Here is a 14,243-nt window from a genome sequence, read left to right as displayed (position 1 = left end):
TCACTCACCCGGCGCTTTCCAGGTTCTGTCCCTTCAGCAAGAACCACGCCGCCACCGCCGTTCCCAGCAGGACCGCCGCTCCCGCGCCCGATGCCAGGTGCAGGCCGTGGAGGAAGGAGTCCCGGGACGCGGTCAGGAGTGCCTCCGCAGTGTGCGGGGGCATCTTTGTCGCCGCCTCCACCGCCGCGCCCAGTGATTCGTGCGCCTGGGCCGGGGTGCCGGCCGGGCCGGTGAAGTCGCGGTAAGCGCCCGTGACGATGGAGCCGAGCAGGGCGATACCGAGGGCCGCGCCCAGTTCGTACGCCGTCTCGGAGACCGCCGAGGCGGCGCCCGCCTGTTCCTTGGGCACGCTGGAGAGGATCACGTCGGCGGTGACGGTGAAGGAGAAGCCCGCGCCGATGCCCACGACCAGGAGCGCGGCGCCGAGGACGGGGTAGCCGGTGGACCGGCCGAGTGCCGTCAGCACGGCCAGGGCCAGGCCGACCGCCGCGAGGCCGCCGGAGACCACGGCGCGGACCGAGAAGCGGCGGGCCGCGCGGCCCGCGACCAGGCCCGCCGCCACTGCGCCGACCGCGGCGGGCAGTTCGGCCAGGCCCGCCTCGAACGGGCGCCGGCCCTGGACGAGTTGCAGGTACTGGGAGAGGAAGAACACCAGGCCGGACATGCCGAGCACGGTCAGCAGGTCGGCCAGCACCGCCCCGCTGAAGCCGCGGCACCGGAACAGCCGCATGTCCAGCAGCGGGGTCGGCATGGTGAGCTGGCCGTGGACGAAGCCGTAGAGGGCCGTCGCGCCCAGCAGCGCCGTGGCGAGCGCCGGCCAGGTGAAGCCGTGTGCGGCGGCCTCCTTGACCGCGTAGACGACGCCGATCATGCCGACCAGCGACAGCACGACGCTGATCAGGTCCCACGGGCCGGGGTTCGGGTTGCGGGACTCGGGCAGGGTGCGGATCCCGACCAGGACCAGGACCGCCATCACCGGCAGGTTGATCAGGAAGACCGAGCCCCACCAGAAGTGTTCGAGGAGGAATCCGCCGGCGATCGGGCCGACGGCCGTGCCGGCGGAGGCGGTGGCGCCCCAGATGCCCACGGCGAGGCTGCGCTCGCGCGGGTCGTGGAAGAGGTTGCGGATCAGGGCGAGGGTGGCGGGCATCAGGGTCGCGCCCGCGACACCGAGCAGCGCCCGCGCCAGGATCATCAACTCCGGTGTGGTGGCGTAGGCGTTGAGGACCGATATCGCGCCGAACGCCGTGGCACCGCCGAGCAGGATCCGCTTGCGGCCGATGCGGTCGCCGAGGCTGCCCATGGAGACCAGCAGACCGGCGATGACGAAGGAGTAGACGTCACCGATCCACAGGAGCTGGGTGCCCGAGGGGTTCAGGTCTTCACTGATGTAAGGGGTCGCCAGGCCGAGGACGGTGGCGTCGACGGCCACCAGCAGCACGGCCAGGACGAGGACGGAGAGCGCGAGCCAGCGGCCCGGGCGCCTCACCGCCTCCGTCGTCGCGGCCGGCTGCAGGGTGCTGGTCATGATTCCTCTCTCTTCTTACGCGTTCGTACGTCCGCGTTCGTACGTCGTACGCCGCCGAGCAGCAGCTCGACGATCATGTAGGTGAAGTCCTTCGTGGCCACCCGGCCCTCCGCCACCGCCCAGGCACCGGAGGCCAGCAGGCCGTACAGCGCCTCGGTGAGCCAGGCGGGGGTGAGGTCGATGCGGAACTCGCCGCTCTCCTGACCGCGCCGGAACAGGGCCGTCAGGCGTTCGTCGATGCGGGCCCAGCCCTGGTTCTGCTCCTCGCCCTCGAACAGCTGGTTCTCGGTGTAGAGGAAGGCGAGCAGTCCGGCCGAGGGTTCGATGGCACGGACCAGGCGGCGAACGGCCTCGCTCCCCGGGCCCTCGTCCAGGCGGGCCGCATCCAGCGCCGCCTCGCACTCCTCGATGCCGAGTGCCTCCAGCGCCCGCACGAGAGCGTCGCGCCCGGCGAAGTGGCGGTGCAGCGTGGCGCGGCTGATCCCGGCGGCCTTGGCGACCTCGTCCATGGTCGCGGTGGATTTGCGGGTCAGCAGGGCGGCCGCGCTGCGCAGTACCTGGTCACGGTCGAGAGCCATGAGACAAAGATAGCCCAGGTGAGACAACTTTGTCTCACACTGGGCACGGGTGACTCAAACCCACCGGTCGGCGCGAGTGACGTCAGTGCCAGGGCAGCTGTCCGCGCCGCTCCCAGTAGGCGTGCGGGTCCTCGGCGAGCGTGGCGAGGCGGGTCATCTGGTCCGCGTCGAGGTCGACGGCGGGCGCGTGGAGGTTGGAGACGAGCTGGGTGACCGTCGCCGCGCCCGACAGGACGACGCCGGCCCAGGGCTGGCGCAGGATCCAGGCGAGGGCCACCGCGTCGCAGCCGAGGCCGGTCTCCTCGGCGACGGCCTCGAGCATCTCCGGGGCGTGCGGTGCGGCCAGCCGGCCGTTGGCCAGGCCCTCCTTGACGATCACGGTGAGCCCGGCGTCGTGCGCCTCGGCCAGCGCGGGGGCCGCCGAGGTCTCCAGTACGTTGTACGTCGACTGGACGGTACGGAAGAGGGGCTCGCCGTCGGCCGTCACCTGGAGTGCGGCGCGGATCGCGTCAGCCTGGGCGGGGCCGCTGGTGGAGAGGCCGATGGTCAGGCCCTGGGCGGCGGCCTCGGCGAGCCGGGCGTGCAGCTCCTTGTCGGTGAGGGCCGGGCTGTCCGGGGTCACCGAGTGGATCTGGTAGAGGTCGAGCCGGTCGCCGAGCACGGCGTCGGTCTCGGCGCGCTGCCGCTCGTACGCGGCGAGGCTGTGGTCCTTGACCTCGTGCGTCTCGGCGTCCGCCGACCAGCCGGCGGTGTAGGTGTAGCCCCACTTGCTGCCGACGACCACGTCGTCGATGTCGGGGCGGGCGTTCAGCCAGTCGGCGAGGAATTCCTCCGAACGGCCGTAGGAGCGGGCCACGTCGAAGTAGCGGACGCCCTGGGCGTAGGCGGCGTCGAGGAGTTCGTGGGTTCGGGTACGCAGTGCGTCCGCGCTGCGGTTGTCTCCGAGGTCTTCTTCGCGGCCGAGGTTGATGTAGCCGGGGCGACCCACCGCGGCCAGGCCGAGGCCGATGTGGCAGGTCGGCGTGGTTGCTGTTGCGAGGCGGGAGAAGGGCATCGCGGCTTCCGTTCGGTCGGCTCCGGTACGGTTTCCGACCAACGTAACCCGGGATGCCCTTCGGGTCCGCCCCACAGCACGGGTCGTGCGGTACATGTGCGGGTGCGGGTGCGTGCTGGCTTGTCGCGCAGTTCCCGGCGCCCCTTTCAGGGGCGCCGCGGCTCAGCTCTTCTTCTTGGCTTGTGCCCACTCGTGCTGGACCGCCACGTCGGCCTTCACCTCCGCCAGCTGTACGGCGACCGCGCTGGGTGCCGTACCGCCGCGGCCGTTCCGGGATGCGAGGGCGCCCGGGACGTTGAGGACGGACCGGACCTCGGGGGTGAGGTGGGCGGAGATCTTCGCGAACTGCTCGTCCGTGAGGTCGTCCAGTTCCTTGCCCTCGGACTCGGCGACCTTGACGCACTCCCCCGCGACCTCGTGGGCCACGCGGAACGGCACGCCCTGCTTGACCAGCCACTCGGCGATGTCGGTGGCGAGCGAGAAGCCGGCCGGGGCCAGTTCCTCCATGCGCTCGCGGTTGACCGTGAGGGTGGCGATCATGCCGGTGAAGGCGGGGAGCAGGACCTCCAGCTGGTCGCAGGAGTCGAAGACCGGCTCCTTGTCCTCCTGGAGGTCGCGGTTGTAGGCCAGCGGCAGGGCCTTGAGGGTCGCCAGCAGGCCGGTCAGGTTGCCGATCAGGCGGCCCGACTTGCCGCGCGCCAGCTCGGCGATGTCCGGGTTCTTCTTCTGCGGCATGATCGACGAGCCGGTGGAGAACGCGTCGTGCAGGGTCACGAAGGAGAACTCCTTCGTGTTCCAGATGATGATCTCCTCGGCGATCCGGGACAGGTTCACGCCGATCATCGCGGTGATGAAGGCGAACTCCGCCACGAAGTCCCGGGAGGCCGTGCCGTCGATGGAGTTGCCGGCGCTGCCGTGCTCGAAGCCGAGGTCCCGGGCGACGGCCTCCGGGTCCAGGCCCAGGCTGCTGCCCGCGAGGGCCCCGGAGCCGTACGGGGAGACGGCCGTGCGCTCGTCCCACTGACGCAGGCGCTCGGCGTCCCGGGACAGGGACTGGACGTGGGCGAGGACATGGTGGGCGAAGAGCACCGGCTGGGCGTGCTGGAGGTGGGTGCGGCCCGGCATCGCGACGTCCGGGTGGGCCTCGGCGAGGCCGATCAGGGCGTCCTGGAGGTCGGCGATCAGGCCGCCGATCGTCCGGGCGTGGTCGCGCAGGTACATGCGGAAGAGGGTCGCGACCTGGTCGTTGCGGGACCGGCCGGCGCGGAGTTTGCCGCCGAGGTCGGGGCCGAGGCGCTCCAGCAGGCCGCGTTCCAGGGCGGTGTGCACGTCCTCGTCGGCGATGGTGCCCACGAAGTCACCGGACGCGACGTCGGCCTCCAGCCGGTCCAGCCCGGCGATCATGCGCTGCAGCTCGTCCTCGGTGAGGAGGCCGGCCTGGTGCAGCACGCGCGCGTGGGCACGCGAACCGGCGATGTCGTACGGCGCGAGCCGCCAGTCGAAGTGGACGGACGCGGACAGCTTCGCCAGGGCCTCGGCGGGCCCGTCGGCGAAACGGCCGCCCCAGAGCCGTACGTCACCGCTGTTGCTGCTCACTTGCGCTGCTCCTAGGGAAGTGGGTCGGTCGGGCGAGGTGTGCGTCAGGCTATGCCCGCAGATCGCGCCGGGCGGCGATCTTCGAGGACAGGCTGTGGATGTCGATGAAGCCCTTGGCCGCGGACTGGTCGAAGGTGTCGCCCGTGTCGTACGTCGCCAGGCTGAAGTCGTACAGGGACTCGGCCGAGCGGCGGCCGGTGACGACCGCGCGGCCACCGTGCAGGATCATCCGGATGTCACCGCTCACGTGCCGGCCGGCCTCGTCGATGAAGCCGTCCAGGGCGCGCTTGAGCGGGGAGAACCACTGGCCGTCGTAGACGAGTTCGCCCCAGCGCTGCTCGACCTGGCGCTTGTAGCGGGCGAGTTCGCGCTCGACGGTGACGTTCTCCAGCTCCTGGTGTGCGGTGATCAGGGCGATCGCGCCGGGAGCCTCGTACACCTCGCGGGACTTGATGCCGACGAGACGGTCCTCGACCATGTCGATCCGGCCGATGCCCTGGGCGCCGGCGCGCTCGTTGAGCTGCTGGATCGCCTGCAGGACGGTGACCGGCCCGCCGTCGATCGCCACCGGGACGCCCTCCTCGAAGGTGATGATCACCTCGTCGGACTCGCGGGGTGCCGCAGGGTCGGCGGTGTACTCGTAGATGTCCTCGATCGGGGCGTTCCAGATGTCCTCCAGGAAGCCCGTCTCGACGGCGCGTCCGAAGACGTTCTGGTCGACGGAGTACGGGGACTTCCTGGTGGTGGCGATCGGGAGCTGCTCGGCCTCGCAGAAGGCGATCGCCTTGTCCCGGGTCATCGCGTAGTCGCGGACCGGGGCGATGCACTTCAGGTCGGGGGCGAGGGCGGCGATGCCGGCCTCGAAGCGGACCTGGTCGTTGCCCTTGCCGGTGCAGCCGTGGGCGACGGTGGTGGCGCCGTGCTTCTCGGCGGCGGCGACCAGGTGCTTGACGATCACCGGCCGGGAGAGGGCCGAGACCAGCGGGTAGCGGTCCATGTAGAGGGCGTTGGCCTTGATCGCCGGGAGGCAGTACTCGTCGGCGAACTCGTCCTTGGCGTCGGCCACTTCGGCCTCGACGGCACCGCAGGCGAGGGCGCGCTTGCGGATGACGTCCAGGTCCTCGCCGCCCTGGCCGACGTCCACCGCGACGGCGATGACCTCGGCGCCCGTCTCCTCGGCGATCCAGCCGATGGCGACGGAGGTGTCCAGACCGCCGGAATAGGCGAGTACGACGCGCTCGGTCACGGGTTTCTCCTCACGCTGCACGTGCTGTCATGCATGAGTATGCAGAGCTCTGCATGATTCGTCAATGTGCGGGGCGCTTGAACGTCTCAGGCCGCTTCCTCGTACTTCCCGCCGTGGCCGCCCCGACGAGCGCCGGCCGGGGCGGCCGCGGTGAGTCCGGGGGCATGTGTCCGAATGGCGGGCTCTTCGGCGAAATCCTTAGACAGCCGAAGGAGTCGCGCCGATAATCCTCAGAATGGGAAAGAGCTACGAGCGCATCGACGGCAGGCTCCGGACGTTCATCGAGGAGCAACCCCTCTTCTTCACCGCGACCGCCCCGCTGTCCGGCGACGGCACGGTCAACCTCTCCCCCAAGGGTCTCAAGGGCTCCTTCGCCGTGCTCGACGAACTGACCGTGGCCTACCTGGACTTCGCCGGGTCCAACGCCGAGACCGTCGCGCATCTCAGGGAGAACGGCCGGATCACCCTGATGTGGTGCGCCTTCCAGGGGCCGCCGAACATCGTGCGCGTGCACGGCCGGGGCGAGCCGGTCTTCCGGGACGACCCGCGTTTCCCGGCGCTCCTCACCCGTTTCCCCGACATCGACCCGACTGTGCACGGCCTGCGCGCGATCGTCGTCGTACACGCGGAACTCATCCGGGACACCTGCGGGTACGCCGTCCCCTACATGGCGTACGAGAGCGACCGCGACCTGCACGGGAAGCGTTTCGCGCGGGAGGACGACAGCTCGCTGAGCGCGTACTTCGAGAAGAAGGAGCATGTCGCGACGAGCCTGGACGGACTACCCGGGCTGCCGTTGCCGCTTCCGCCGTCTACCGTCTGAGCCATGCGCCCCGGTGTCGTGCTCACCCTCGTGTCCGCCTCCTCGCTCGCCCTGCTCGGTGTCGCACCGGCTCCCGGCTCGTCCGTGCCGCTGCCCGCGCTCATGGCGGACACCGGCGGAGGAAGCCAGCTGATCACCGCTCAGGCACCGGGCACCGGCTCGACCACGGGGACGCTCACCTGGTGGGACCTGAAGGACGGGCAGTGGGTGCCGGCCGGTTCGGCACCGGCGCGCTTCGGGGCGAACGGGCTGGTGGAGGGAGCCTCGCGGCAGCAGGGCACGAACACGACACCGACCGGCCTGTACGGACTTCCCTTCGGCTTCGGGATCAAGCCCGAGCCGGGCGGGACGAGCGTCGAGTACCGGGCGGTGCAGGAGAGTTCCTGGTGGTGCCAGGACAACGACTCGGCGGCGTACAACCGTTGGGTGGACCCGCTGCCCGCCGACTGCCGCGCCTCCGAGTCCGAGCACCTCGTCTCCTACTCGACGCAGTACGCGTACGGGCTCGTGATCGGGTTCAACTACGACCAGCCCGTACGGGGGCGCGGAGCCGGGATCTTCCTCCATGTGAACGGGCAGGCGGCGACGGCCGGGTGTGTGTCGGTGCCGGAGGATGCGATGCGGCGGATCCTCCAGTGGGCGAAGCCGGACCAGAAGCCGCACATGGCCATCGGGACGGTGGACGGAGCCATGGCCGTCACCCGGTACTGAAGGAATCGGCTCCCCGCGCTCAACTCGCCGCAAGCCGCACCGTGAACGTCGTGGATCCCGGTCTGCTCTCCAGCCCCACACTCCCCCGGTGCGCCTCCACCACGGCCGCCACGATCGACAGGCCGAGGCCGGCGCCGGGGCCGGAGGCGCCGGTGGGACGGCGGTGTTCGGCTCGGGTGAAGCGTTCGAAGACGCCGGGCTGGACCTCCTCGGGGACGCCGGGCCCGTCGTCGTGGACGCGGAGGAGGGCCCCGTCGGTGTCGGCTTCCAGGGTGACCGTCACCTTGGTGCCGTCGGGGGTGTGCGCACGCGCGTTGGCCAACAGGTTGGCCAGCACCTGGTGCAGGCGGTGGGCGTCGCCCGGGACGGTGACCGGGTCCTCGGGCAGGTCCAGGGTCCAGCGGTGGCCGGGACCCGCGGCGCGGGCGTCCGTGACCGCGTCCAGGACCAGACGGGTCAGGTCGACGGGCGTGCGTTCCAGGGGGCGGCCGGCGTCGAGGCGGGCGAGCAGGAGCAGGTCGTCCACCATCAGGCCCATGCGGGAGGACTCGGCGGCGATGCGCTGCAGGGCGCGGGTCACCTCCGGCGGCACCGGTCCGGGGTGCAGCAGGCCCAGCTCGGCGTGGCCGCGGACGGTGGCGACCGGGGTGCGCAGCTCGTGGCTGGCGTCGGCGGCGAAGCCACGCAGCCGTTCCTCGCTCGCATGCCGTTTGGTCAGCGCGTCCTCGACATGGCCGAGCATGCGGTTGAAGGCCGCGGCGACCCGGCCGACCTCGGTGCCGGGGTCGGCGTCCGGGGCGCGCGGCGGCAGCGCGACCTCGCCGCTGGCCAGCGGGAGCTCGCTGACCCGGGCGGCGGTGGCGGCGACCCGGCTGAGGGGGCGCAGGGACCAGCGGACCCAGAAGGCGCCGGCCACGCCGGTCACCACGAGCGCGAGGCCGAAGACGATCCCGGCGACCGCCTCCAGCCGGTGGACCGTGGCCTCGACCGGCTCCAGGGGCAGCCCGACGATCAGCACGTCCCCGTCCCGTCCGGCCGAGGCGACGACCCGGTAGTCGTGCAGGGCCGACAGCTCGACGGTGTGGGGCCTGCCGTCGGCCGGTACCCGGGCCAGCCGTGCGGCGTCCTGTCCGGTCAGGCTGACACCCAGGTCCGCGGCCGGGTCGCCGGAGCGGATGAGGCCCTTGTTGGTGACCGTGCCGTTCAGCAGGCGGGCGCCGAAGGTGCCGGTGGCCATGCGGCGGGTGTCGCCGTGCTCGTCGCCGTCGTGGTCGTCGGACAGCTTGCCGTTGTGTTCCAGGCTCTCCGGGAACCGGGTGCCGACCTGGGTGAGCTGCTCGTCCAGACGCCGGGTGAGGAAGCCGTTCAGCTCGACGACCGCCGCGAGGCCCACGGCCGCACAGCTCACCGCCAGCAGCACCACCAGCCCGAAGGTGAGCCGGGCGCGCAGGGTGCGGGGACGGGGCAGCCGGCGCACGGCGGTCGCGCGGGAGAAGCGGCTCACTTGGTCACCGGTTTCAGGACATAACCCGCCCCGCGCACGGTGTGGATCATGGGCTCGCGGCCCGCGTCGACCTTCTTGCGCAGGTAGGAGATGTACAGCTCGACCACATGGGCCCGGCCGCCGAAGTCGTAGGACCAGACCCGGTCGAGGATCTGCGCCTTGCTGAGCACGCGGCGCGGGTTGCGCATGAGGAAGCGGAGAAGCTCGAACTCGGTGGGTGACAGCTCGATCAGTTCGCCGGCCCGGGTGACCTCGCGCGCCTCCTCGTCCATCACCAGGTCGCCCACGACCAGCCGCGGCCCCTCCTCCTGTTGCCGGGCCATGCCCGCCCGGCGCAGCAGGCCGCGCAGCCGGGCCACGACCTCCTCCAGACTGAAGGGCTTGGTGACATAGTCGTCACCGCCGGCCGTGATGCCCGCGATCCGGTCCTCGACCGCGTCCCGGGCCGTGAGGAAGAGCACACAGACGTCCGGCTTCACCTCGTGCAGCCGGCGCAGCACGGCGAAGCCGTCGGTGTCCGGGAGCATCACGTCCAGGACGACGGCATCGGGCAGCAGCTCGCGCGCGGTGGCGAGGGCCGAGGCGCCGTCCCCGGCGGCGCGCACCTCCCAGCCCTCGTAGCGCAGGGCGCCGGTGAGCACCTCCGCGAGGTCGGGGTCGTCGTCGACGACGAGGACGCGCAGCGGGGTGCCGTCGGGGCGGGTGAGGGCCGGGCGGCCGGAGCGGGTGGTGTTCATCGCGCCTTCCAGCATCACCCATGCGGAGGCGTGCGAGGCACCGGCTGCGCTCTGAGTTTTCTCTGAGAGCCCTCAGGTCCGCTGAACGCCGTCTGAGAACAGGCTCTGAGTCTGCTCTCAAAGGGCCTGGTCACAAGGTCGCTCAGAGGTACCTCAGAGCTTTCCGCCGCACAGTGGCCCGGTACGACGGACGAAGGGACGGCGACTGATGACCACCGTGGATGCGCGGCGGGCGGCCCCGCCCGCGACCGCACGGCGCTCCCCCGCGGGGCCCGTGCTGGCCGCGCTGTGGGCCGGGGCGGCGGCCGTGGTCGCGCTCTGGTGGGCGGACACCGGGTCCGTGGTCGGTACGGCCGGCTGGCTCACCGGCGCCGGGCGGATCGCCGGGCTGCTGTGCGGATACGCCTGCGCGGTGCTGGTCGGCCTCATGGCGCGGGTGCCGCTGCTGGAGCGGCGGATCGGCTCGGACCGGGTGGCGCGCTGGCACGCGATGGCCGGCCGGTACACCGTCTGCCTGCTCGTCGCGCACATCGTGCTGATCCTCACCGGGTACGCCGCCCAGGACCGGGCCTCGCTGTGGCACGAGACGGTGACCGTCGTCCTGGACTACCCGGACATGCTCAAGGCCACCGCCGGCACGCTGATCCTCTTCGCGGTCGGCATCACCTCGGCCCGTGCCGTGCGGCGCCGCACCAGCCACGAGTTCTGGTACTACGTCCACCTGCTGACGTACGCGGCCGTCTTCCTGGCCTTCTTCCACCAGCTGACGCTGGGGAACGAGTTCAACGGCAAGCCGGTCGCGACCGCCGTCTGGTACGCGCTGTACCTGGGCGTCGCCGCCCTGGTGCTGTGGTTCCGCGTCCTCGCCCCGGTCCGCCTCAACCGGCGCCACCAGCTGCGGGTGGACTCGGTCCACCAGGAGGCGCGGGGTGTGTACTCGGTCGTCGTGCGCGGGCGGCACCTGGACGAGCTGGGGGCGCGGCCGGGGCAGTTCTTCCGCTGGCGGTTCCTCGGCGAGGGGCTGGGCTGGACGTCGACGCCGTACTCCCTGTCGGCGCCGCCGCGCCCCGATCTGATGCGCATCACGGTCAAGGCGCTCGGTGACCACAGCGCGGCCGTCGCCCTGCTGCGGCCCGGCACCCGGGTGTGGGCGGAGGGCCCGTACGGCTCCATGACCGCCGACCGGGCCACCAGCCACCACTCGCTGCTGATCGCGGCCGGCGTCGGCATCACCCCGCTGCGGGCGCTGTTCGAGACCCTGCCCGGCGAGGTCACCCTGCTGTACCGGGCGCGCAGTGCCGAGGACCTGGCGCTCGGCGGCGAGCTGGAGGCGATCGCCCGCCGGCGCGGCGCACAGGTGCGGTACGCGCTGAACGGCCCCCGGGGCGAGCGCCCGGCCATCACGGCGGAGTCGCTGCGCGCGGCCTTCCCTGGCCTGGCCGGCCACGACGTCTACATCTGCGGGCCGCACGGCTTCGCGCAGGACGTGTACGAGGCGCTGCGGGCGGCCGGGGTGCCGGACCGCCGTATCCACCACGAGTCGTTCGAACTGTGACAACTGTGAGAGCTGTGAGAGCTGTGAGGCAGATCACGTGCATGCCCTGAAGAAGAACCGCCCCCTGCGTCGCATCGTGCTGGCCAGTGCCGCCACGGTCTCCGGGATGGTGCTGCTGCTGTCGCTGAAGCCGCACACGAGCCCCACGCTGGCCACGGCCGACACCAAGTCGCCCACCGTGTCGAGCAGTTCGGCCCCGTCGAGCGGATCGAGCGGATCGTCGGGCGGATCGAGCGGATCGTCGGGCGGATCGAGCGGCTCCACCTCGGGTACGAAGGTCAGCAGGACCGCCACCGGAGACACCGTCCAGACCCGGTGGGGCCCGGTCCAGGTGCGGGTGACGATCAAGAGCGGCAAGCTCACGGACGTGACGGCGGTGCAGTACCCGCAGGACAACCCGCGCGACCAGGAGATCAACAGCTACGCCCTGCCCCAGCTGCGACGTGAGGCGCTGGCCGCGCAGAGCGCGGACATCGACATGGTGTCCGGCGCCACGTACACCAGCACCGGCTACAAGCAGTCCCTGCAGTCCGCGCTGGACTCGGCGGGACTGTGAGGCCGGGGCACTGAACACGCGGCGGATGCGGCACGTATCTGTGGGCCAAGGGTCAAGTCCCCACGGAGGAACCGTGACCACCACGCTCGCAGGCGGACGTGCCGCCCGCCGACAGACGATGCGCCGCATCCGCCCGCGCCGCTCCCCGGCCGTACCGCTGCTGCTCGCCGTCTGGGCGGGCGCGGTGGCCGTGCTGTGGCTCTGGTGGCACAACACGCCGTCCATCGCCGACGACACCGGCAGGATTCTCAACGCGGGCCGGATCACCGGCCTGCTGGCCGGCTATCTGATGGCGCTGGTCGTGCTCCAGATGGCACGCGTGCCGGCGCTGGAACGGCGGGTCGGCTCGGACCGGGTGGCCCGCTGGCACGCGATGAGCGGCCGCTACACGCTCTGCCTGATCGTGGCGCACGTCTTCCTCACCATGTGGGGGTACGCGCGCCAGGCGGGCAAGTCGCTCGGCGACATCGTCCAGCAGACCATCGACTCCATCAACCAGCTCCCCGATGTGGGCAAGGCGGCCATCGGCACGGGCCTGTTCGTGCTGATCGGGCTGACGTCGATCGGCGGGATCCGCCGCCGGATGCCGTACGACACCTGGTACCACGTGCACCTGATGACGTACGCGGCGGTGTTCCTGACGTTCTGGCACCAGCTCACCACCGGCAACGACTTCGCGGTCGAGCCGGTCGCGAAGACCTTCTGGTACGGGCTGTACGGCGTGGTCACCGCGCTGGTGATCTGGTACCGGATCCTCACCCCGATCCGGCTGAACCTCACCCACCGGATGCGCGTGGAGGCGGTCATCGAGGAGACGCCGGGCATCGTGTCGGTGCTGATCGGCGGGCGGAAGCTGCACCGGATGGGCGCGGAGGCGGGCCAGTTCTTCCGCTGGCGTTTCCTGGCCCCCGGGATGCGCTTCAGCTCGCACCCGTACTCCCTGTCGGCGGCGCCCCGCCCGGACCTGCTGCGGATCACGGTGAAGGCGATCGGCGACCACAGCGCCCGGCTGCGCGAGCTGACGCCCGGCACCCGGGTGTGGGCGGAGGGGCCGTACGGCGCGCTCACCGCGCAGCGCCGCAGCCGGGGCAAGGTGCTGCTGGTCGCGGGCGGGGTCGGCATCACGCCGATGCGGGCACTGTTCGAGACGCTGCCCGGGGCGGCCGGTGACATCACCCTGCTCTACCGGGCCAACAGCACCCAGGACCTGGCGCTGTGGGACGAGCTGGCGACGATCGCCGACGAGCGGGGCGCCCGGCTGATGTACGCGGTCAACAGCCCGGACGGGGAGCGGCCGGACATCTCCGCGGAGAACCTCCGGCGGAAGATCCCGGACATCGACCGGCACGACGTGTTCATGTGCGGCCCGCCCGGGTTCGCGCAGTCGGTGTACGACGCACTGCGCGGCGCGGGAGTCCCCGCCCGCCGCATCCATCACGAGTCGTTCGAGATGTGAGCGGCAGCTACGGAGAGATACGGACAGATGAGGAAGAGCCACCCCATTCGACGGTTTGTGCTGGCCACCGCCGCGACCGTGTCCGGTGTCGTGCTGCTGCTGGCGCTGAAGCCGGCGGCCGATCCGGCCGCGGCCTCGGCGGCGGGCGCTGCCCCGCAGGCGACGGCGGGGCAGCAGGCACCGCAGGGCGGCACACAGCCGGTCGGCGCGGCCGGCGCGACCGGGTCGACCGCCGGCACGGTGACCGGTGACGCCACGCAGACGCAGTACGGGACCGTGCAGGTACGGCTGACGGTCGCGGGCGGAAAGATCACCAAGGCCGAGGCGGTGCAGGCGCCCAAGGGCGGACTCAGCGACCAGAAGACCGCCCTGGCCGTCCCCAAGCTCAACCAGGAGGCCGTCGCGGCACAGAGCGCGCAGATCGACGCGGTGTCCGGGGCGACGTACACGAGCAACGGCTACAAGAAGTCGCTGCAGTCGGCGCTGGACAGGATGAAGTCCTCCGCCGGGTCCAGGACCGGGGCCGCGGGCCGCGCCTCGGCCGGCGCCTCCGGTTCCGGAACCTCCGGCTCTTCCGCCACGGCACAGTCCCGCACGCTCACCGGGAAGGTCGCGCAGACGCAGTACGGCCCGGTCCAGGTGCGGATCACGGTCAGCGGTGGCAAGATCACCGAGGCGGAGGCCGTCCAGGCACCGAAGGGCGGACTCAGCGACCAGAAGACCGCCCTGGCCGTCCCCAGGCTCAACCAGGAGGCCGTCACGGCCGGCACCGCGAACATCGACGCCGTCTCCGGCGCCACCTACACCAGCACCGGCTACAAGCAGTCACTGCAGTCGGCGCTGGACCAGGCCGGTGGCTGACCCGGTGGCCGAGTCGGCCGAGGCTCCCGCCGCGGTGC

Annotated in this window: 13 protein-coding genes; 6 read left to right on the top strand and 7 right to left on the bottom strand. The window is 71.7% G+C overall.

All coding sequences use genetic code 11. From position 1 onward, the window contains the following. Positions 1-4: 4 nt before the first annotated feature. From SRB17_RS35165 to SRB17_RS35145, 5 genes are all read right to left on the bottom strand, one after another. Positions 5-1,528 (bottom strand): MFS transporter, encoded by a 1,524-nt coding sequence (locus tag SRB17_RS35165; RefSeq protein ID WP_153544578.1) that lies wholly within the window; start codon positions 1,526-1,528, stop codon positions 5-7. After that, positions 1,525-2,106, bottom strand: coding sequence for a TetR/AcrR family transcriptional regulator (locus SRB17_RS35160; protein WP_194294233.1), 582 nt, complete (start codon positions 2,104-2,106; stop codon positions 1,525-1,527). The genes SRB17_RS35165 and SRB17_RS35160 overlap by 4 nt, the downstream gene beginning before the upstream one ends. Before the next feature lie 82 nt (positions 2,107-2,188). After that, positions 2,189-3,160 (bottom strand): aldo/keto reductase, encoded by a 972-nt coding sequence (locus tag SRB17_RS35155; protein WP_153544576.1) that lies wholly within the window; start codon positions 3,158-3,160, stop codon positions 2,189-2,191. A gap of 162 nt (positions 3,161-3,322) precedes the next feature. Then, entirely contained in the window at positions 3,323-4,756 is a 1,434-nt protein-coding gene (gene argH, locus SRB17_RS35150) for an argininosuccinate lyase (RefSeq protein ID WP_323376765.1), read from the bottom strand. Between the two features lie 49 nt (positions 4,757-4,805). After that, a complete protein-coding gene (locus SRB17_RS35145) occupies positions 4,806-6,002 on the bottom strand; it encodes an argininosuccinate synthase (RefSeq protein WP_323376764.1) in 1,197 nt (398 codons plus the stop codon). Positions 6,003-6,237: 235 nt separating this feature from the next. On the opposite strand from SRB17_RS35145, the gene SRB17_RS35140 reads away from it, so the two are divergent. Together SRB17_RS35140 and SRB17_RS35135 are read left to right on the top strand one after the other, a co-directional pair. Continuing rightward, positions 6,238-6,825, top strand: a complete 588-nt coding sequence (locus SRB17_RS35140) for a pyridoxamine 5'-phosphate oxidase family protein (protein WP_153544574.1) — start codon at positions 6,238-6,240, stop codon at positions 6,823-6,825. 3 nt (positions 6,826-6,828) lie between these two features. Continuing rightward, positions 6,829-7,536: a L,D-transpeptidase family protein gene (locus SRB17_RS35135; RefSeq protein WP_153544572.1), complete on the top strand. Its 708-nt coding sequence runs from the start codon at positions 6,829-6,831 to the stop codon at positions 7,534-7,536. 19 nt (positions 7,537-7,555) lie between these two features. Here the strand turns inward: SRB17_RS35135 and SRB17_RS35130 are convergent, their stop codons facing one another. Beyond that, complete coding sequence (locus SRB17_RS35130; protein WP_323376762.1) at positions 7,556-9,040, bottom strand: HAMP domain-containing sensor histidine kinase; 1,485 nt, start codon at positions 9,038-9,040, stop codon at positions 7,556-7,558. Then, a complete protein-coding gene (locus tag SRB17_RS35125) occupies positions 9,037-9,777 on the bottom strand; it encodes a response regulator transcription factor (protein ID WP_153544570.1) in 741 nt (246 codons plus the stop codon). The genes SRB17_RS35130 and SRB17_RS35125 overlap by 4 nt, the downstream gene beginning before the upstream one ends. Before the next feature lie 208 nt (positions 9,778-9,985). Between SRB17_RS35125 and SRB17_RS35120 the strand changes: the two genes are divergently transcribed. From SRB17_RS35120 to SRB17_RS35105, 4 genes are all read left to right on the top strand, one after another. After that, positions 9,986-11,332, top strand: a complete 1,347-nt coding sequence (locus tag SRB17_RS35120) for a ferric reductase-like transmembrane domain-containing protein (protein WP_153544568.1) — start codon at positions 9,986-9,988, stop codon at positions 11,330-11,332. A 37-nt stretch (positions 11,333-11,369) separates the two neighbouring features. Continuing rightward, positions 11,370-11,888 (top strand): FMN-binding protein, encoded by a 519-nt coding sequence (locus SRB17_RS35115; protein ID WP_323376760.1) that lies wholly within the window; start codon positions 11,370-11,372, stop codon positions 11,886-11,888. 73 nt (positions 11,889-11,961) lie between these two features. Beyond that, entirely contained in the window at positions 11,962-13,344 is a 1,383-nt protein-coding gene (locus SRB17_RS35110) for a ferredoxin reductase family protein (protein ID WP_323376759.1), read from the top strand. Positions 13,345-13,371: 27 nt separating this feature from the next. Beyond that, a complete protein-coding gene (locus SRB17_RS35105; protein WP_153544566.1) occupies positions 13,372-14,205 on the top strand; it encodes an FMN-binding protein in 834 nt (277 codons plus the stop codon). Positions 14,206-14,243 lie beyond the last annotated feature (38 nt).

It is taken from the genome of Streptomyces sp. RB17 (assembly GCF_009604455.1).
Classification (GTDB): Bacteria; Actinomycetota; Actinomycetes; order Streptomycetales; family Streptomycetaceae; genus Streptomyces.
The sequence above is the reverse complement of the archived record's forward strand: the minus strand, read 5'-3'. Positions and strand labels throughout refer to the sequence as shown.